This window comes from Adhaeribacter soli (assembly GCF_008727925.1).
Lineage (GTDB): Bacteria > Bacteroidota > Bacteroidia > Cytophagales > Hymenobacteraceae > Adhaeribacter_A > Adhaeribacter_A soli.
This window is the reverse complement of sequence record NZ_VTWT01000002.1, coordinates 629,227-647,783: the sequence shown is the minus strand read 5'-3', so window position 1 is coordinate 647,783 and position 18,557 is coordinate 629,227. Positions and strand designations below refer to the sequence as shown.

Sequence of the window (18,557 nt, the reverse complement as noted above, 5' to 3'; positions counted from 1 at the left end):
ATTTAAAAAAAAAGAATATGGGCTTTGTAAAAGAGTTTAAGGAATTCGCTTCCAAAGGCAACGTGATGGATCTGGCAGTAGGGGTGGTAATTGGCGCGGCCTTCGGCAAAATTGTAACTTCTTTTGTGAACGACGTGCTCATGCCGCCGCTGGGCATTATTATTGGCGGCGTGGATTTCAAGCACCTGAAGATCATTTTGAAGGATGCCGTAATGGAAAACGGGAAGGTAGTGGCGGAAGCGGTAACCCTGAACTACGGCAATTTTATTCAGACCATCGTGGATTTTATGATCATTGCCACGGCCATTTTCCTGCTGATAAAGGGCATTAACCGTTTAAAAAGCAAAGTGCTGGCCGAAGAAAAAGTAGCGGAAGCCGTAGTGGCAAAATTAACCCACGAAGAAGAACTGCTGACCCAGATCCGCGATCTGTTGCGGGACCGGCCTCAGGTTTAGGTAGTTAAATTATTTTAACCCCACGTCGCCTTTTGTCGTATCGGTTCCCAAATACCTAAAGCCTTTTATTTCTTTTTCTTCTTCATGCGAACACTTTTTCTCAGCTTCCTCTCTTTTTTTGCCTTTTTACCTACCGTTTTTGCACAATCAGACAGCACCAATTACTGGAACTGGGGAGGAGCCGGCACCCTGAACGTGGGCCAGGTAGCGCTCAGCAACTGGGCCGCCGGCGGACAAAGCTCGGTAAACATATTGGGGCTGGCCAGCCTTTATGCCAATTTTAAACGCGGTACCAGCGCCTGGGACAATACCATAAACCTGAATTACGGGGCTAACAAAACCGGCCCCGGTAAATTCGTAAAGAACGACGATAAGCTGGAAGTGAATGCCAAGTACGGCCGCCATGCGTTTGGGAAATGGTATTATGCCGGGCAGTTCAACCTGAAAACCCAGCTTACGCCCACTTGGGATAAAAACCACGATTCCATTATTTCCGATTTTCTTTCCCCGGCCTTCATCCTTACTTCCTTAGGTTTGGATTACCGCCCCAGCGAAAACTTTTCCCTGTTCCTGTCTCCGGCTACCGGCAAGTTTACCTATGTAAAAAGCCAGCGACTGGCCGATAAAGGCGCTTTCGGGGTAGAACCGGGCCAGCTGGATAAGAATGGCTTCCGGGTTCCGAATTCCGGCGAACGCTTCCGGGAAGAAATTGGCGCGTACCTGGCCATGCGCCTCCGCCACGACCTGATGGAAAACATAAAACTGCAAACCCGGTTAGAACTCTATTCCAGCTACAACAATAACCCGGAAAATATTGACGTTAACTGGGAAAACCGGATCGATATGAAAGTAAATGACTTTATTTCCGTAAGTCTGATTACCGAACTGATCTACGACGACGACATCGATATTGCCCTGGACCGCAACAAAGACGGGGAAATTGATGGCGCCGGACCCCGGGTACAATTCAAAGAAACGCTCGGCGTAGGACTATCCTATAAATTCTGATCCGATATTAATCCCTAAATTTCCGAACTTCTTTTGCCTGAAAGCATGTTTGTGTGTATGTTTGGTACTACTTTTGATTTTTTAGGCTACCAGGTTTATTATTCTTTACCCATTTTATAAGTATGAAAAAGTTATTCGGATTTTTATTGGTAGCATCTCTGTTTACCGGTTCGGCAACCCTTGCCCAAAGCCAGGCAGCGCCGGAAGACATAACCTCAACGTTTGCCGAGAAAGATAATTCAGATAAAGATAATTCAGATAAAGATTTACGAACCGATAAGAAGAAACAGAAACAGGTGGCTGCCGACATAAATGCCAGCGGCAACGTGTATAATTCTCAGGGAAGTAAAGCCGCAAAGCCGGTTTCGCCGTTTGCCAGTAATAGTAGCAATACCACGAACGGCGGTTTTACGGTAACCAAATACAAAGAAAGCAAAGTAGCCAAAAAATTACGCCGCGGCCAAGCCTCTTCCCGCATGTCCGTTCCGGATCCTAAAGGCAAGCCGCTGAAGCATAAAAAGAAAAAGAAATTCCTGTTCTTCAACTAAGGAAATTTTAAAAAGCCTTCCGGAAACGAAAGGCTTTTTTCTTGCTCTAATGAATTTGATTTTTTGAAATTCATTGCCGTCTGCTTTAGCTGACGGATAGCAGCAAATTCTGCTTTAGCTAGACGATTCATTTGCAGAAAGAAGATTAGGCGAAAGCCATTAATTTATGTGCCCAAAAACCATCAGCTAAAGCAGACGGCAATGAATTTTGGCCTATGAATAGGACCGGCGAAGCAGGAAACTCTGCTCAAGCCTTGGTAAAAGAAAAACCCTTCCGCTTTACAGCAGAAGGGTTTTTTCGTTTAAACGTTACCGTTTTGGCTTTAAAACTACAGCGTACGCTTGATCTCTTTTTCCTCGTAGGCTTCAATGATGTCGCCAATCTGTAGGTCTTCGAAACGCTTGATGCTGATACCGCATTCAAAGCCGGTACGAACTTCGGCCACATCGTCTTTGAAACGCTTCAGGGCCTGGATATCGCCGGAATGAACCACGATACCGTCGCGTACGATCCGTACCTTGGAGTTCCGGGTAATGGTACCGTCGGTAACCATACAGCCTGCAATCGTTCCCACTTTCGTGATCTTGAACACTTCGCGTACTTCTACGTTGGCAATCACCACTTCTTGTACGGTAGGGGCAAGCATGCCTTCCATCGCGTCTTTCAGTTCGTTGATCGCGTTGTAGATGATCGAGTACAGACGAATATCGATCTGTTCCTGCTCGGCCAGTTTACGCGCATTCTGCGAAGGACGAACCTGGAAACCGATGATGATCGCATCGGAAGCCGAAGCCAGCAATACATCGGATTCGGAGATCTGACCTACGCCTTTGCTCAGGATGTTTACCTGAACTTCGGCCGTAGAAAGCTTCAGTAAAGAGTCGGAAAGCGCTTCTACCGAACCGTCCACGTCACCTTTTACGATCACGTTAAGCTCCTTGAACGAACCGATAGCCAGACGGCGGCCGATCTCATCCAGGGTAATGTGCTTCTTGGTCCGCATGCTCTGCTCACGCTGTAACTGGTTCCGGTTGGTTGCAATTTCGCGGGCCTCCCGTTCGGTTTCCATTGCCTGGAACTTATCTCCAGCCTGTGGCGCACCGTCCAGACCTAATACCTGTACCGGGGTAGATGGAATTGCTTCCTTGATCTTTTTCCCGCGGTGGTCGGTCATGGCTTTTACGCGGCCAAAATGCGAGCCGGCCAGCATTACATCCCCAATTCTAAGGGTACCGGTTTGTACCAGTACGGTAGTTACGTAGCCACGGCCTTTATCCAGGGACGCTTCAATAACGGTACCTACTGCACGGCGGTTCGGGTTGGCTTTCAGTTCCAGGATCTCTGCTTCCAGCAATACTTTCTCGAGCAGGTCGTTAATGCCCTGGCCGGTTTTTGCCGAAATTTCCTGGCACTGGTATTTACCGCCCCATTCTTCCACCAGTACGTTTATGGCAGCTAATTGCTCCCGGATGCGGTCCGGGTTGGCAGCAGGTTTATCTACTTTGTTAATGGCAATTACGATCGGTGAACCGGCAGCCTGCGCGTGATTTAATGCTTCCTTGGTCTGAGGCATCACATCATCGTCAGCAGCTACCACAATAATTACTACGTCGGTTACTTTCGCACCACGGGCACGCATCGCGGTAAACGCTTCGTGACCAGGTGTATCTAAGAACGTGATCCGTTTGCCGGTTTCGGTCAGTACGTCGTACGCGCCAATGTGCTGGGTAATACCACCCGCTTCGCCGGAAGCTACGCGGGAGTTACGGATATAGTCAAGCAAAGAGGTTTTACCGTGGTCAACGTGGCCCATGATCGTAACGATCGGAGCGCGGTCTATCAGGTTGGCCGCATCTTCTTCCTGGTCGAGCAGGTTTTCTTCTTCTTCTGCCGAAAGGAATTCCACGTCGTAACCAAATTCATCGGTAATAATGGTAATTGCTTCCGCATCCAGACGCTGGTTAATAGACACGAACATGCCTAAGCTCAGGCACACTTTAATTACTTCGTTTACCGAAACGTTCATTAAAGAAGCCAGGTCGTTTGCCGAAATAAATTCGGTAACCTTCAGCGTTTTGGATTCCGATTGCTCCTGTGCTCTGCGCTGATCTTCCGCATCGGCAATGGCCGACCGTTTCTCGCGACGATACTTGGAACGGTTACCCTGGTTGCCGCCTTTGCCGCCGCTTAAGCGGGCCAAAGTTGCTTTAATCTGTTCCTGGATCTGCTTATCGGTAACTTCCGGTTTAGGAGCAGCCGGCGTAATAGGCCGCTGGTTGCCTTGTCCCGGACGGTTACGGTCGCCACCCGGACGGTTGCCGAAATCACGGCCGCCACCGCCTGGGCGGTTCTGGCCCTGACCTGGTCCGCGGTTATCGGTAGCGTTGGTAGTAGGCGCCTGGGTAATAATGCGCTTGCGTTTTTTCTTGTCGCCCTGACCCTGACCTTGTCCGCCGGCGCCCGGAGCACCGGGACGGTTGCGGTTGTCGGAGGATGCCACCGGCTTGCCGCCTTTTTTGCGGAAAGAATCTTTCGGTAATTCAATTTTACCAAGTACCGTTAAGCCTTTCAGCTGATCGCCTTTACCCGAAATAGTTTCGATTGGCGCTTCGGCGGCCGGAGCAGCCGGCGCTTGTGGCGCTGCCGGAGCCGGTGGGGCAGGAGGCGTTACCGGCGGGGTAGGAGCAGCGGCAGCCGGGGTTGCCGGAGCAGCTGGTTTCGGCGCTGGCGCTTCCGGAGCTGGCTTTTGTGCTTCAGCGGCTGGTTTTTCAGTAGCGGGTTTTTCTGCTTTAGGCGCTGCCGGAGCAGGCGTAGGAGCCGGTTTCTCAACCTCTGGCTTTTTCGCTTCTGCAGGCTGTGGGGCCGGCGTTTGTGGCGCTGCCGGAGCAGGAGCAGGAGTTGGTTCCGGGGCAGCAGCAGCTGGCGCTGGTTGCTCTGCTTTCGGAGCGGCAGCCGGCGTTTCGGCCGGTTTAGCCGGAGCAGCTGCGGGTTTGCCTTTGGCGTTCAGGTCTATTTTGCCTACCACTTTAATGCCTTGCAGCTTTACACCGGTAGCCGGCGTTTCTTCAGGCTGAGCAGGTGCCTGAGGTGCAGCGGCCGGAGCAGGTTCCGGGGCTGGAGCTGCCGCAACCGGGGCAGGAGCCGGAGCAGGCGCCGGAGGCGTTGTTGGCTTGGCAACGGGCTTGATAACTTCCGGTTCCGGTTCCTTTTTCTTCGGTTCCAGTTCCGTTGTTTTCTTCTTTTCGAGGGCTTCGAGTTTGTCGGCCACAGAAGATTCAAAAGCTTTGAGCAATAACTTGAACTGTTCCTGGGTAATTTTTGCGGTAGGCTTATTCTCGATCTCAAAACCTTTGAGGGTCAGGAATTCTACCACAGAAGAAATACCTATGTTCAAAGTTTTTGCTGCCTGATTTAGCCTCATTGTTTTTTCTTCTGTCATGCTCAACTATTCGGGTATTTAATTTTAATGGTTAACAGGTATTTAAAACACTATAAGTTTGCTTCAAAGTTCGGGAATTTTCCCGAATAAAGCATTTAAACAGGTTTGGGCTAACTGTATTTTTAGTTAACCCAACCAATTTTTTTATCTGAAATTATTAACTCTCGGTCTCAGATTCCGATTCGAATTCCTGACGGATGATATTCAGGACGTCTTCTACGGTTTCTTCTTCGAGCTCGGTTCTTCTTACCAGGTCTTCTTTGCTTACTGCCAGTACCGATTTGGCAGTGTCCAGACCGATCTTTTTCAGTTCATCGATCACCCAGGCTTCAATTTCATCGGAGAATTCGTCGAGGGCAATGTCTTCGTCGTATTCTTCCTGCTCGCGGAACACATCTATTTCCAGGCCAACCAGACGGGAAGCCAGCTTGATGTTCTGGCCGCCTTTACCGATTGCCAGTGAAACCTGGTCCGGCTTCAGGAATACGGCCACACGGCCTTCTTCCTGGTTTATTTTCATGCTCGAAATCTTAGCCGGGCTTAACGCACGCTGGATGTAAAGTTCGAGGTTATCGGTGTAGTTGATTACGTCGATGTTTTCGTTTTCGAGTTCACGCACGATGGTGTGAATACGGGAACCTTTCATACCCACGCAGGCGCCTACCGGATCGATGCGGTCGTCGTAAGATTCTACGGCAACTTTGGCTCTCTCACCTGGTTCGCGCACGATGTTCTTGATCACGATCAGGCCGTCGTAAATTTCCGGCACTTCGTTTTCGAATAAGCGCTCTAAAAATACCGGGGAAGTACGGGATAGAATAATTTTCGGATTACCGTTAATTACTTCCACGCGCGAAACCACCGCCCGAACCACGTCGCCTTTGCGGTAACGGTCTTTCGGGATCTGTTCGCCTTTCGGGATGATCAGTTCGTTGTCTTCGGCGTCTACCAGCATCACTTCGCGATTCCAGACCTGATATACTTCGCCGGAAATAACTTCGCCTACCAAATCTTTATATTTTTGGTAAACGATCTCTTTTTCCATGTCTTTGATACGCTGGATGAGGGTCTGGCGTGCGGTAAGCACGGCACGGCGGCCAAAATCTTCCAGTTTCACTTCCTCGGCCAGCTCTTCGCCAACTTCAAAATCCGGTTCAATTTTACGGGCTTCGGCAAGCGGAATTTTATCGTGGTCCCAGATGTCTTCGGAATTATCATCCACGATCTCGCGGTTACGCCAGATCTCGAGGTCGCCTTTCTCTACGTTCAGGATGATATCGAAATTATCGTCGGTGCCCCACTTTTTCCGGATCATGGTACGGAAAACGTCTTCCAGGATCCGCATCATGGTAGGACGGTCTATATTTTTGAATTTCGCAAATTCGGCGAACGAATCGATCAAAACTGAACTGTTCATGCTGTTCTATTTAAAAGATATTACAATATTGGCTTTCACAATGTCGTTGAAGCTGATAGAAGTTGGTTCAGCTGCAAGCTTTTTGTTTTTGCCTTTACTTTCTTCGGTTAAAAGGATACCATTTTCGCTTACTTCGTTTAACAAACCTACCTTCTCGGAACCGTCGGCCATTTTTAGTTTTAGCTTACGGCCAACGTTGCGCTGGTACTGGCGCGGCGAGGTAAGCGGCTGATCGATGCCCGGGGAAGTTACTTCCAGCACGTAGCTGAATTCTTCGCCCTGCTGCTCTTCGATGCGCTTGGCCAGGCGGCGGCTGATGCTGGCGCACTGATCGATGCTGATGCCCTGATCGCCGTCGGCCATGATGGTGACTTTTGGTTTTACAGCCGTGTCGGAAACGTGGACACCAACTAAAAACAAGTCGCCTTCCGGTAAAATTCCTTCCAGCATTTTTTCAACGGCAGCAGTGGTAAGCGTCATAGAAAGTTAAAAAACGAAATAATAAAAAACAAAACAGGGGACTTTGTTGTCCCCTCGCTTTCCTAATTTTACTACAAAAGTACGGATAAAAGTTTGTTTTTGCAAGTAACAGGTTTTTATTACGTAAATATATCGTTTTTTTAAGGTTACTACGCGCCTGTTACAATGCAAATGGCCGGTTAATTTTCTAATTTTGCTTTTCATTCCCGAACTTCTGAAGCTGCGTGCGCCGGACCTTAATTTTTACGCTCTACATTCTTACGCTTGCCTGGTTGCTGCTTTGCGTGCTGTGCATTAACACGCCGTCGGGTAAGTTCTGGCCGGCCGGTTTTATTGCCATGACCATGCCGGCACCGTTGCTGCTGAACCTGGGCTTTTTGTTCTACTGGCTCTTCGGAAAATCGGTGCGGGTTTTACTGCCGGTAGCGGTACTGTTTCTGGCCTGGGGCTTTTACAAGCGCGGCTTTGCCCTGAACCTGTTGCCCGGTAAAGCGCCTGCCGATGCCAAAACCCTGACGGTGCTGAGCTTTAACGTGCGCATTTTTAATCTCTACGAACACCTGCGCCCCGACAACCGCTTTGACCTTTCGGAGAACTCGATTGATTGGGTGAAGAACTTTCCGGCCGATGTGTTTTGCCTGCAGGAATTCTATACCGAACCGGGAAATAAAATTTATGATTCAGTAGGGAAGATATGGAAGGGAAACGGCAAATATGCGTTTGTTTCCAAGTCGCTGGTGAACGGCATTGGCGGACAGTTTGGCTTGGCTATTTTCTCGAAGTACCCGATCGTAAACAAGGGCTCCATTCAGTTCGGAAAACTGACACAAAACCACGGCATGTTTGCCGATATAAAAATGGGGGAAGATACGGTGCGGGTTTACAATTTCCATTTGCAGAGCATGAGCATCGAGGAAAAGGAAATTGTGGACAGTTATTCCAGCGAAAGCCAGGTAAAATTAATGCGGGTAAAACAACTGGCGCGCCGCCTGAAGAAAGGCTTTATGAAGCGGAGCGCCCAGGTAGATACTCTGGTTTCTCATTTTCAAAAGTCGCCGTACCCGGTAGTTATTGCCTGCGACCTGAACGATACGCCTTACAGTTACAGCTACGATAAGCTCGACGGTTTGCTGCGCAATGCTTTCACCGAAGCCGGAAACGGGTTTGGCGCTACCTACAACGGCAGGCTGCCTTTTTTAAGGATCGATAACCAATTTTACAGCGATCATTTCCGGATCGTCGATTTTAAAGTGCATACCGAAGTCCCTTATTCCGACCATTTCCCGCTTTCGGCTACGTATGTTTTCCGGAGGAAGTAAGTTTTTGGGATAGTACTTGTTTAGAAGCCATTTTATAGATAATGCTGTCATCCTGAACGTTAGTGAAGGACCTCGTCGGCTTCCAGTAGAAAAGCCAGAAATAGCGCTTCTGCTAACCGGCGACAAGTTGTTTCGCTATCACTCAACATGTCAAATATATTTTGATAATACTTGTTTAGTAACTTTCTGGCCGAGTATATGGAGGAGGCTTCTTTGTGAATTTCATCCCTCATTCATTGCCGTCTGCTTTAGCTGACGGATCCGTCAGCTAAAGCAGACGGCAATGAATTTTTTTGCAATGGGATTTCGCGGACCGTAGATTAAATACAAAAGGCTCTGAACTTATTTTATGAAGTTCAGAGCCTTTTGTGATTTGGAGTGGTTTGAAAAGCTATTTGCTTAAAAGGATTTTAACTACATCGATCGTTATTCTGTAAGGAGTTTAGGGCTTCAAAGCTCAGAAATTACAAGATTCTTCCAGAATGACAGAAAAGAAAAATAACAGGAAAGAAAACTTACTGGAAAGAAACTGGTGTAACAATTAGCTGTGTTGCCGGGTTGCCATTTCCTGTTTGTGGGCGTGGTTGCTTTTGGTAGCGGAAACTTTGGTGGCGGTGTAGTTCAGGCCGAAAAAGAAATTTTCGCGGAGGAAACCATTTTTGCGCCAGAGCTGCTGTTCTTTTTTAAGGAGTTCTTCGGTGTTGCCGTTCTTGAAGAAAAAGGGCAGGTATAAGCGTACGTATTGCACCGAATCGGCTGGGATGTGGAAACCGGCCTGGCTTAGTTCCTTTTTCCAGGAGCTTAAACTGCGGATGTTTTCGTTTCCGATCAGGATGTTTTTCTGCAGGCGTTCGTCGTAGATTTCGATGATGCGTTTGTTGCCCCGCTGCTTGTAGAGCTTTAAATTCTGGATGATGTTGTTGCCGTTTTCTTCCACAATTACCAGGCGGCCGTTTGGCGTCAGGGTCTGGTTGAAGATCCGGAGGGCGTCCTGCAGGGGTTCCAGGTGGTGGAGGGTGTCCTGAATGATGATGGCATCGTAGGCGGCAGGTTTTACCGGGGCATCGAAAAGGTTTTCGTAGTCGGCGGTGAACAGGCTGGTGTCGCCGAATTTGTCCCAGTATTTTTTGCGGCCTTCAATTTCCTTGTAATAAAACTCCAGGGTGGTGCCGTGTACTTTAAAACCGTTCATGGCCAGAAACAAAGCCGTAGTACCGAAGCCGCAACCGCAATCCCAGATCGCTTCGTTGCGGTCGGTAATATTATCGGCAATGTACTGGAGCCGCTGGCAGAAATATGATTTCCGGAACTCAAAACTGGATGGGGTTCCCAGGAATTTATAATAATTCTGCAGGCTCGGGGTCTGTTGAAGCTCCTCTAAAAACAGGTCGAAAAATTCGGCAACGGTCATAACTAAAATATTATCAGGCACTCGGAGTTAAGATGTTAACGCCTGAGCCAAAGGGTCCGGGATAAAAAAACAAATCTAGTATTTTTTTTTGTTACCTGAAACCTTAAAGCGCTGGCGTCAGGCAAACTATTATTTTAATTCTGAAATCTGTTACTTTGGTGCAAATGCGTGAACTACCGGATTCGGCCCTTATTTTAATGGTATAAAAGGGCTCTAATTCGAATACAATTCGCAACTTTGCAGTTTAGAGGTTCGCTTTACTTTTTTGGGCTGAATGCCTACGGTTTTTGAACAAAGATTTATGAATACATTTCCGCTGAAAATATACAATACCCTTTCGCGCAAGAAGGAAACGTTTGAGCCGCTGCACGCCCCGTTTGTGGGCATGTACGTGTGCGGTCCGACGGTTTACAGCGATGCGCACTTAGGTCACGCTCGGGCTTATGTTACTTTCGATGTATTGTACCGTTACCTGAAAAATGCCGGCTACCAAGTGCGTTACGTGCGCAACATTACCGACGTAGGCCATCTGGTAAACGATGCCGACGAAGGAGAAGATAAGATCGGTAAAATTGCCAAACTCGACAAACTGGAGCCCATGGAAGTGGTGCAGCGTTTTACCAACAGTTTCCACGCAGACATGGCCCGGCTGAATATTCTGCCGCCGGATATTGAACCAAGAGCTTCGGGCCACATCATCGAGCAGATCGAAATGATAGAGGAAATTCTGAAGAACGGGCTGGCTTATGAAGTGAACGGTTCGGTTTATTTCGATGTGCCGGCTTATAATAAGGACCATAAATACGGCAAGCTTTCCGGCCGGGTAATAGAAGATCTGCTTTCGAATACGCGCGATCTGGACGGGCAGCAGGAAAAACGTTCGCCCTTGGATTTTGCCCTTTGGAAAAACGCTTCGCCGGAGCACATCATGCGGTGGCCTTCGCCCTGGGGCGAAGGTTTCCCGGGCTGGCACCTGGAATGCTCAGCCATGAGCCGCAAATATTTAGGCAACCTCTACGATATTCACGGCGGCGGACTGGACTTAATGTTTCCGCACCACGAATGCGAAATTGCCCAGAGCCAGGCCAGCGACAGCCATACCGACGAAGCCAAATACTGGGTGCACAACAACATGATCACCATTAACGGGCAGAAAATGGGCAAATCGCTGGGCAACTTTATTACGCTGGGCGAACTTTTTTCCGGCGACCATAAAATGGTGGAAATGCCGTATTCGCCTATGACCCTGCGTTTCTTTATTCTGCAGGCGCATTACCGGAGTACCCTGGATTTCAGCAACGAAGCGCTGCAGGCCGGCCGGAAGGGCTACATTAAACTGATGAATGCCTTGCGTTTGCTCGAAAAACTGGAAACCGCATATGCCGAAGTTGCCGAAGAAGGCGAAATAGCGGCTGACGTGCAGAAAATGGTGGAAAGCTGCTACGCCAGTTTGGCCGACGACATGAATACCGCAAAAGCTATTTCCGGCTTATTTAATATTGTAACCTTCCTGAACGGCAAGTTCCGGGAACCGGTGGTTTCGGCAGAAGTTTCCAAAGCGACTTTCAATTTCATTTTGCAAAATTTCCGGACCCTGGTTTTGGACGTTTTAGGGTTGAAAGACGAAAAACCGGCCGATGCCGATGCGTTGCTGGAAGTGGTACTGGATTTCTATAAAAAAGCCAAAGCCGAAAAAGATTACGCACAGGTAGATGCCATCCGGGCCGCTTTGAAAAAGCAGAACCTGGTACTGAAAGATTCGAAAACCGGAGTAGACTGGAGTTATGAATAAAAGAATTATTGCCGCCGCCTTTTTTGCTGCATTCAGTAGCGTTTTATGGAGTTGCGAAACCAAAACCAAAAAGGAAGAAACCACCACCACGGCGACTGAAAAACCTGAACCGGTGAAACTGGAAAGCCCTGCCTTCAATGCCGATTCGGCGTATGCGTTTACGGCAGCCCAGGTTAGTTTCGGGCCGCGCATTCCGAATACCGAAGCGCACGTAAAAGCCGGCGATTACTTAATTGCGAAGCTGAAGGAATTTGGCGCGGAAGTTACGGTGCAAAGTTTCGAGAGCATGGCTTTCGACGGCAAAATGCTGAAGATGCGCAACATTATCGGCACGATAAACCCGGCGGCGAAAAAGCGCGTGATGCTTTCGGCACACTGGGATACCCGCCCCTGGGCCGATAAAGATTACCAGCGAAAAGACGAACCGATCGACGGGGCCAACGACAGCGCCAGCGGCGTTGGTATTTTACTCGAAGTAGCGCGGGTAATTAATGAGGCCAAAGGGAAGCCGGATATAGGCGTGGATATCGTACTTTTCGACGGGGAAGATTACGGTTACGATGAAAGCACGCAAAGCGACAAGGTAAACAAACTGGCCAACAGTGGGGTAGATACCTGGTGCCTGGGGTCCCAGTACTGGATGAAGAACAAGCACGTGCCGGGCTACGACGCCGCGTATGGTATTCTGCTGGATATGGTTGGTTCTAAAACCGCCAAGTTTGCCAAAGACGAATCGAGCCGGAGCTTTGCCGGTGGGGTGCTGGATAAGGTCTGGAGCGTAGCCCAGCAAATAGGCTACGGTGATTACTTCGTGAACGTAAATACCCCGGGCATTACCGACGACCATTACTATGTGAACCAGGCTGGCATACCCATGATCGATATTATTGAGTACAACCCGCTCACCAACGATTATTTTGCGCCATACCACCACACTCACCAGGATAATATGAGCATTATTGAGCGGCGGAGTTTGAAAGCCGTAGGCCAGACGCTGCTGGAAGTGCTTTACCGGGAGTAGGGAAGGGTATTCTTTTGAACTGAAAAGTCCTGAATGGCTGGCTTTGGCTGGTAGTTCAGGGCTTTTTTTTGTTATCTTTGTTAAATAAATGAATATTAAAGTGTTATTAAATTAATCTTTTTTTTTAGAATTCAGAACTTCAAGTCTAATGTTATTATGAAGAAACTCTTACTCTTTCTATGCCTTAGTGTCTCTATTAATGTATTTGCTCAAAAAGATTTTAGACCAGGTTATATAGTCTTAAACTCTGATACTGTAAAAGGTTTCGTTAAGTACCAGGGCGATAAAGCTAGTGTAGAAAAGTGTGTGTTTAAAAAAAGCCTTGAAGATCAAGAGAAAAGATATTTTCCTACCGAACTAAATGGTTATGGTTTCGAGAGTGGGAAAAAATTTGAAGCATTAATACTGCCTGTAAATGGGGGATTCCAAAAAAGCTTTTTTTTAAATGTATTGGTAAAGGGAAAATCAAGTCTTTATTTCTATCGTGATTCAACAGATTTCGATCGCTACTACTTAAAAACTGATTCAGGTTTGAAAGAATTGAAACAAGACATCCGCTATGAAAAAATGAAGGATGGGAGGAAATTTAAAACGGTTGATAATTCTTACCATAAAGTGTTGATGGAGGCTTTTACTACCTGCCCTTCTATTTTGGAGCGAGTTAAAAAAACGAATTTTAAAGAAAGCGCATTAGTAGGTATAGTAGCTTCTTTTAATACGTGTACAACTCCGGGAACCTCTTTTTATGTACGTACGCCTGTAAAGTCAAAGCTTTCCTGGGGGCCATTCGTTGGAGTTAATTCTTCGAATCTTAAAATAACGGGAGATATTTACTTAAGTAAAGCTGATTCTTATAAATCTAAAATAAGTTATCATGGTGGACTTTTTTTCAATAAAACCCTTCCCAAGGTAAATGAAAAAATCTCAATTCAAGTAGAAGCTTTATTTACCCGCAATAAATATATAGCGACGTTTGCTGAACAAGGGAACTTTGGTAGAATGAGCAATTATGACATCACTTTTGATATCAGTTATTTAAACTTCCCTTTATTAGTTCGATACAGAGCCGCTTCAGGAAAATATAAACCTTTCCTGAATGTAGGCATTGTAAACGGATTTGCTATTAAAAATAAACAGGAAGAAGTAAAGACGAGCACCTTTGGAAGTTCTTCCTATACAGACAGAAATCAACCTTTTAAAGAATTTAGAAACTATAGTCAGGCTTTAGCCTTAGGAATTGGAAGTTATGTGCCTATGGCTGGAGCCGAAAAGCTCAACCTTGAATTAAGGTATGAGATTGGAAACGGCTTTTCTAAAGCAACACAGATAAAAACAGCTGTAAATACTCTTTCAGTTAACTTGGGCTGGCAGTTTTAATTTATCCGCAAGTTTAGCAATACTGTAAATGTGGGTAAGCCTGATTGCAAGTTTGTAACTTGCGGAATTTTGGGGGTGCTGCCCAGGATATTGCCGAACTGCCTTCTGCAAACGTTTTGCCTTTCAGGCAAGGCCAGTTACAAACTGGCCAATTTGAAATCCACAAGTTACGCTGTCGCTAAACTTGCGAAATGCTTAAATATAATTCAATTCGCTGCCACTTTCTCCAACTTCCAACTTTACTTTTCTGCCGCAAACCAAGGCTAAATTATGCGCTTCGTGGCCGACCGGGAAATCGAAGCAAACGGGGTAGTTGTATCTGGCGGTGTGTTCCCTGATAATTTCGTAAGCGTTCCGGCCGAAAGGAATAGTGTTGTCTTTCATGTCGCTCATGTGGCCGATGATGAGACCGGCCAGATTTTCGAGCTTGCCGCAACGGTCTAAATGTACCAGCATGCGGTCGATGTGGTAAAGGTATTCGTCTAGGTCTTCTAGGAACAGGATCTTGCCGCTGTAATCGAAGTCGGAGCGGGTGCCGATAATGGTGTGCAGGATGGATAAATTGCCGCCTACGAGTTCGCCTTCGGCCGTGCCAAACCGGTTAAAAGGATGAATAGGAGCATTATAGCTGATCTCATCTCCGAATAAAATGCGGCGGAGGCTTTCGATGGCGGCTTCGCTGCCTTCGCGCGGGAACAGGATGGGCATAATGGCGTGCAGGCTTTCGAAACCGAGCTTGTATAAATGCGCGTGCAAAGCCGTTACGTCGCTGAAGCCGATAATCAATTTTGGGTTTTGCGCAAACTTCGTGAAATCCAGATGATCCAGAATACGCGCGGTGCCGTAGCCGCCGCGGGCACAGAGAATGGCTTTAATGGAAGGATCGTCGAGCATGCGCTGCAGGTCGTTTCTTCGGAGTTCATCCGGGCCGGCAAACTGGTGGAAGTCAGCGCCGACCGTTTCGCCTAAAACTACTTCCAAGCCCCAGCTTTGCAGCACGGAAATAGCGGACTGCATTTCTTCCGAACTTACTTTTCGGGCTGTGGAAACGATCGCAATTTTATCGCCGGGCTGCAGGTTTTTCATGGTTTTAGTAGAAGGATGAAAGTAGAAAGAGGAAGGATTGGAAAAAGTTTAATTACCACGATTGTCATTCCGGAGGAAGCTTTGGGCTGAAAAGCACAGAAATCACAAGGTTCTTTCAGAATGACAGAAAAACATGGAGGCTTCAGCATTAAATTTATTTGGTTTCTTATAAAAGCTGAAAGTAAAGTGCTTCCTGACAAATTACCGGCGTTTTTTGAAAAAGAGAAAGTAGATTCCCAGTACCAGCGAGGCCAGGATCATGGCGTAGTAGTAAAGCGGTTCGCTTAGTTTTTCATGGGAAATATCTTTGATAGTGGCATACAGGTTGAAGGCGAAAATAAGCAGAAGCAGCACGCCGAGAACTTTGTAACGCATAGTTGAAAACGGTAGGGTTTGGGGTAAAAAAGGAGGAACGCACCGGGGCGCGTTCCTTTGTATTTTGCAGCCGAAGCTACGAGAAACTTTAAACTTACTAGAACGACATCAGCAAACCGGCCAGCGTGGCTGACAGGTAAGAAGCCAGCGTACCACAAATTAAGGCGCGCACGCCGAGCTTGGCCAGGTCGGTGCGGCGGGTTGGGGCAAGTTCGCCGATACCGCCGATCTGGATGGCAATCGAGCTGAAGTTCGCAAAACCACAAAGGGCAAAGCTGGCGATCAGGAAGGATTTCGGATCGAGCTTTTCTTTCATGGCTGTCAGGTCGAGGTAGGCTACGAATTCGTTCAGCACCATTTTAGTACCCATTAAAGAACCGGCATCGAAAATATCTTTGGTTGGCACGCCCATAGCCCAGGCAAAACCGGAGAAGATCACACCCAGGATGGTTTTCATGCTCAGCAGGCTCAGGTTAATACCGATACCACTCAGATCTACGCCAGCTGCTACTAACAAATGACCGATAGAACCTAAAATATAATCGAGGAGGGCGATGAGGGCGATAAAGCCTAAGAGCATGGCAATTACGTTCAGGCCGATGCGCAACCCTTCGGAACAGCCGTGCGAAATGGCTTCGAGTAAGTTGGAGTGCGCTTTGGTTACTTCCAGTTTTACTTTGCCTTTGGTTTCAGAAGGTTCGGTTTCCGGGTACACGATTTTGGAAATTACGAGCGCCGCCGGAGCTGCCATTAAGCTGGCTGCAATCAGGTATTCGGCTGGTACGCCTAAGGCAATGTAAACCGCCATTACGCCACCCGCAATACAGGCCATACTACCGGCCATGGAAGCTAATAATTCCGAGCGCGTCATGCCGGCCAGGTAAGGCTTGATCATGATCTGGGCTTCTACCTGACCCACAAAAGCACTGGCCACGTTGCTCAGCGCTTCGGAACCGGAAACACCCATCAGCCAGTGTACGCCGCGGGCAATAACCGCTACCACGCGCTGCATCAGGCCGATGTGGTAGGCAATATTCACAAGCACCGCTACGAAAATAATGGTAGGGATAATGTTGAAAAAGAAGATAAAGCTGTTTTCCGGGCCAAAGATCTTCGCCATCAGGTCGCGGTTTACGAGCGGACCGAATACGAATTCCGCGCCTTTACTCGAGAAATCGAGGAGCTTGGTTACGCCGGCGCCGATCTTGCCGAAGATAACTTTCCCGATAGGTACTTTCAGAATAAAAACCGCCAGCCCTAACTGGACAAGCAACCCGACGCCAACAAGACGGTAGTTAATGGCTTTGCGGTTATTCGATAATAAAAAGGAGATGCCCAAAATAAGCACCACGCCAATCAGCCCGGTAAAACGGTCCATACTAAATTGTTGAAATAAGAATTAATTTGCCGCTGCAGAACCAGATACCCGGGTAAAAAAGAAATGCCCCGGCAGGAAAATTTGGTTTTTTAGCCGTCAAATATAACAATATTTCTGTACTCCAACGGTGCTTTATAGATCCCGAAGCGGCGGAAATGGAAAATAAAAAAGTCTTCCGGCTTTCACCAGAAGACTTTTTAGCTGAAATTAATACGGTTTGCTTATTGGCCGCTGTATAAACGGTTCACTTCGTCCCAGTTAATGATGTTGAAGAAGGCATTAATATAATCCGGACGACGATTCTGGTAGTTCAGGTAATAGGCGTGTTCCCAAACGTCCAACCCCAGAATTGGCGTGCCGCCGCAGGTTTGTGCATCCGGCATCAGCGGATTGTCCTGGTTAGCGGTAGAGCAGATCTGCAGGCTGCCGTCTTCCTGTTTGCATAGCCAGGCCCAGCCGGAACCAAAACGGGTTGTGGCTGCCTGGGTAAATTGGGTTTTGAATTCTTCGTAAGAACCAAAGGAGTTGTTAATGGCAGTTGCAACATCCCCGGTTGGATCGCCGCCGTTGTTCTTCAATAATTTCCAGAAGAAGGTATGGTTCCAGTGGCCGCCGCCATTATTCCGAGTAGCCATAGACAGACCAGACTGGCGCATTATTTCATCCAGGCTTTTACCTTCCAGATCGGTGCCTTTTACGGCATTGTTCAGGTTGGTTACGTAGGCCTGGTGATGCTTGGTGTAGTGAATTTCCATGGTGCGCGCATCGATGTGCGGTTCCAGGGCATTATAATCGTAACCTAATGCAGGTAATTCGAAAGGGTAATTCGTTACGCTCATAGTTTTATTGTTAAGGTTGTACAATTAGTTTTTACTGAAGAGCAGGTTTAATTTCTGAAGTTTAATTTACAACAGAATTTAAATCCGCGCTCTTTCAAAGGTATACTAAATTCGCTTATTCTGAAAAAAAGAGGTCATTAAATTCGCGCACTCATGCTGCAGAATACCCGTTTCCAGTTCGGTTTTGGGGTGCAGCAAATTGCCGAACCGCCGGTAACCCCGCTTCGGATCGCCGGTAGCATATACCACCCGCTTTATCTGCGACCAGTTCAAGGCGCCGGCGCACATGGGGCAAGGCTCTACGGTTACGTAAAGCGTGCAATCGTGGAGGTATTTATTTCCAAGATTATTAGCTGCCGCCGTTATGGCCAGCATTTCGGCGTGGGCCGTTACGTCGTTCAGCTTTTCGGTCTGGTTATAAGCTTTTGCCAGAATTTTGTTGTTGCAAACCACAATGGCCCCAATCGGGATTTCGCCTTCTTCCAACGCGTATTGCGCCTGCTTAAAGGCTTCTTTCATAAAGGTTTCGTCGGAATAAAGGCTAAGCATAATGGTAATTCAGGTAAGCAAAAAAGTAAGCGTAATGGTTATGAACGGAAAGCCAATGTAAG

The 18,557-nt window shown here is 47.6% G+C and carries 17 protein-coding genes; 7 read left to right on the top strand and 10 right to left on the bottom strand.

All coding sequences use genetic code 11. The annotated features are described in order from the left end of the window. Positions 1 to 17: 17 nt before the first annotated feature. The 3 genes from mscL to F0P94_RS06030 all read left to right on the top strand — a co-directional run bounded on the left by mscL (position 18) and on the right by F0P94_RS06030 (position 2,011). Positions 18 to 455 carry a large-conductance mechanosensitive channel protein MscL gene (gene mscL / locus F0P94_RS06040; RefSeq protein WP_150902912.1) on the top strand — a complete coding sequence of 146 codons (438 nt, stop codon included), beginning with the start codon at positions 18 to 20 and terminating at the stop codon, positions 453 to 455. An 84-nt stretch (positions 456 to 539) separates the two neighbouring features. Continuing rightward, positions 540 to 1,463 carry a DUF3078 domain-containing protein gene (locus F0P94_RS06035; RefSeq protein ID WP_150902911.1) on the top strand — a complete coding sequence of 308 codons (924 nt, stop codon included), beginning with the start codon at positions 540 to 542 and terminating at the stop codon, positions 1,461 to 1,463. A gap of 122 nt (positions 1,464 to 1,585) precedes the next feature. Next, complete coding sequence (locus tag F0P94_RS06030; protein ID WP_150902910.1) at positions 1,586 to 2,011, top strand: hypothetical protein; 426 nt, start codon at positions 1,586 to 1,588, stop codon at positions 2,009 to 2,011. Here the strand turns inward: F0P94_RS06030 and F0P94_RS19960 are convergent. From F0P94_RS19960 to F0P94_RS06015, 4 genes are all read right to left on the bottom strand, one after another. Continuing rightward, complete coding sequence (locus F0P94_RS19960; protein ID WP_262714325.1) at positions 2,008 to 2,142, bottom strand: hypothetical protein; 135 nt, start codon at positions 2,140 to 2,142, stop codon at positions 2,008 to 2,010. The two genes, F0P94_RS06030 and F0P94_RS19960, sit on opposite strands and share 4 nt — an antisense overlap. Before the next feature lie 198 nt (positions 2,143 to 2,340). After that, positions 2,341 to 5,451 carry a translation initiation factor IF-2 gene (gene infB / locus F0P94_RS06025; protein ID WP_150902909.1) on the bottom strand — a complete coding sequence of 1,037 codons (3,111 nt, stop codon included), beginning with the start codon at positions 5,449 to 5,451 and terminating at the stop codon, positions 2,341 to 2,343. A 157-nt stretch (positions 5,452 to 5,608) separates the two neighbouring features. Then, a complete protein-coding gene (nusA, locus tag F0P94_RS06020; protein WP_150902908.1) occupies positions 5,609 to 6,868 on the bottom strand; it encodes a transcription termination factor NusA in 1,260 nt (419 codons plus the stop codon). A gap of 6 nt (positions 6,869 to 6,874) precedes the next feature. Continuing rightward, entirely contained in the window at positions 6,875 to 7,348 is a 474-nt protein-coding gene (locus F0P94_RS06015; protein WP_225307127.1) for a ribosome maturation factor RimP, read from the bottom strand. Between the two features lie 224 nt (positions 7,349 to 7,572). Between F0P94_RS06015 and F0P94_RS06010 the strand changes: the two genes are divergently transcribed. Then, positions 7,573 to 8,667, top strand: coding sequence for an endonuclease/exonuclease/phosphatase family protein (locus F0P94_RS06010; protein ID WP_150902907.1), 1,095 nt, complete (start codon positions 7,573 to 7,575; stop codon positions 8,665 to 8,667). A 541-nt stretch (positions 8,668 to 9,208) separates the two neighbouring features. Here F0P94_RS06010 and F0P94_RS06005 read toward each other — a convergent pair. Beyond that, positions 9,209 to 10,078 carry a class I SAM-dependent methyltransferase gene (locus F0P94_RS06005; RefSeq protein WP_150902906.1) on the bottom strand — a complete coding sequence of 290 codons (870 nt, stop codon included), beginning with the start codon at positions 10,076 to 10,078 and terminating at the stop codon, positions 9,209 to 9,211. Positions 10,079 to 10,379: 301 nt separating this feature from the next. Here F0P94_RS06005 and cysS point away from each other — a divergent pair, with 301 nt between their 5' ends. The 3 genes from cysS (at position 10,380) to F0P94_RS05990 (ending at position 14,268) form a co-directional block, all read left to right on the top strand. Continuing rightward, a complete protein-coding gene (gene cysS, locus F0P94_RS06000) occupies positions 10,380 to 11,870 on the top strand; it encodes a cysteine--tRNA ligase (RefSeq protein WP_150902905.1) in 1,491 nt (496 codons plus the stop codon). Further along, positions 11,863 to 12,891 (top strand): M28 family peptidase, encoded by a 1,029-nt coding sequence (locus tag F0P94_RS05995; protein WP_150902904.1) that lies wholly within the window; start codon positions 11,863 to 11,865, stop codon positions 12,889 to 12,891. Before cysS ends, F0P94_RS05995 begins: the two co-directional genes overlap by 8 nt. A gap of 156 nt (positions 12,892 to 13,047) precedes the next feature. Next, entirely contained in the window at positions 13,048 to 14,268 is a 1,221-nt protein-coding gene (locus F0P94_RS05990; protein ID WP_150902903.1) for a porin family protein, read from the top strand. A gap of 195 nt (positions 14,269 to 14,463) precedes the next feature. Here F0P94_RS05990 and F0P94_RS05985 read toward each other — a convergent pair whose 3' ends face one another. The 5 genes from F0P94_RS05985 to F0P94_RS05970 form a co-directional block, all read right to left on the bottom strand. After that, complete coding sequence (locus F0P94_RS05985; protein WP_150902902.1) at positions 14,464 to 15,354, bottom strand: S66 peptidase family protein; 891 nt, start codon at positions 15,352 to 15,354, stop codon at positions 14,464 to 14,466. A 201-nt stretch (positions 15,355 to 15,555) separates the two neighbouring features. Beyond that, on the bottom strand, positions 15,556 to 15,729 hold the full coding sequence (locus tag F0P94_RS19610; protein ID WP_191906937.1) for a hypothetical protein: 174 nt from the start codon (positions 15,727 to 15,729) through the stop codon (positions 15,556 to 15,558). A gap of 97 nt (positions 15,730 to 15,826) precedes the next feature. Continuing rightward, on the bottom strand, positions 15,827 to 17,107 hold the full coding sequence (locus F0P94_RS05980) for a NupC/NupG family nucleoside CNT transporter (protein ID WP_150902901.1): 1,281 nt from the start codon (positions 17,105 to 17,107) through the stop codon (positions 15,827 to 15,829). A 221-nt stretch (positions 17,108 to 17,328) separates the two neighbouring features. Continuing rightward, positions 17,329 to 17,946 (bottom strand): superoxide dismutase, encoded by a 618-nt coding sequence (locus F0P94_RS05975; protein WP_150902900.1) that lies wholly within the window; start codon positions 17,944 to 17,946, stop codon positions 17,329 to 17,331. Between the two features lie 105 nt (positions 17,947 to 18,051). Then, entirely contained in the window at positions 18,052 to 18,495 is a 444-nt protein-coding gene (locus tag F0P94_RS05970; RefSeq protein ID WP_150902899.1) for a nucleoside deaminase, read from the bottom strand. Positions 18,496 to 18,557: the final 62 nt, after the last annotated feature.

What these genes read in the sequence shown, in the direction of transcription:
- mscL (WP_150902912.1), top strand. Translation starts at nt 18, where the DNA reads ATGGGCTTTGTAAAAGAGTTTAAGGAATTCGCTTCCAAAGGCAACGTG.
- F0P94_RS06035 (WP_150902911.1), top strand. Translation starts at nt 540, where the DNA reads ATGCGAACACTTTTTCTCAGCTTCCTCTCTTTTTTTGCCTTTTTACCT.
- F0P94_RS06030 (WP_150902910.1), top strand. Translation starts at nt 1,586, where the DNA reads ATGAAAAAGTTATTCGGATTTTTATTGGTAGCATCTCTGTTTACCGGT.
- F0P94_RS19960 (WP_262714325.1), bottom strand. Translation starts at nt 2,142, where the DNA reads ATGAATCGTCTAGCTAAAGCAGAATTTGCTGCTATCCGTCAGCTAAAG.
- infB (WP_150902909.1), bottom strand. Translation starts at nt 5,451, where the DNA reads ATGACAGAAGAAAAAACAATGAGGCTAAATCAGGCAGCAAAAACTTTG.
- nusA (WP_150902908.1), bottom strand. Translation starts at nt 6,868, where the DNA reads ATGAACAGTTCAGTTTTGATCGATTCGTTCGCCGAATTTGCGAAATTC.
- F0P94_RS06015 (WP_225307127.1), bottom strand. Translation starts at nt 7,348, where the DNA reads ATGACGCTTACCACTGCTGCCGTTGAAAAAATGCTGGAAGGAATTTTA.
- F0P94_RS06005 (WP_150902906.1), bottom strand. Translation starts at nt 10,078, where the DNA reads ATGACCGTTGCCGAATTTTTCGACCTGTTTTTAGAGGAGCTTCAACAG.
- cysS (WP_150902905.1), top strand. Translation starts at nt 10,380, where the DNA reads ATGAATACATTTCCGCTGAAAATATACAATACCCTTTCGCGCAAGAAG.
- F0P94_RS05995 (WP_150902904.1), top strand. Translation starts at nt 11,863, where the DNA reads ATGAATAAAAGAATTATTGCCGCCGCCTTTTTTGCTGCATTCAGTAGC.
- F0P94_RS05990 (WP_150902903.1), top strand. Translation starts at nt 13,048, where the DNA reads ATGAAGAAACTCTTACTCTTTCTATGCCTTAGTGTCTCTATTAATGTA.
- F0P94_RS05985 (WP_150902902.1), bottom strand. Translation starts at nt 15,354, where the DNA reads ATGAAAAACCTGCAGCCCGGCGATAAAATTGCGATCGTTTCCACAGCC.
- F0P94_RS19610 (WP_191906937.1), bottom strand. Translation starts at nt 15,729, where the DNA reads ATGCGTTACAAAGTTCTCGGCGTGCTGCTTCTGCTTATTTTCGCCTTC.
- F0P94_RS05980 (WP_150902901.1), bottom strand. Translation starts at nt 17,107, where the DNA reads ATGGACCGTTTTACCGGGCTGATTGGCGTGGTGCTTATTTTGGGCATC.
- F0P94_RS05975 (WP_150902900.1), bottom strand. Translation starts at nt 17,946, where the DNA reads ATGAGCGTAACGAATTACCCTTTCGAATTACCTGCATTAGGTTACGAT.
- F0P94_RS05970 (WP_150902899.1), bottom strand. Translation starts at nt 18,495, where the DNA reads ATGCTTAGCCTTTATTCCGACGAAACCTTTATGAAAGAAGCCTTTAAG.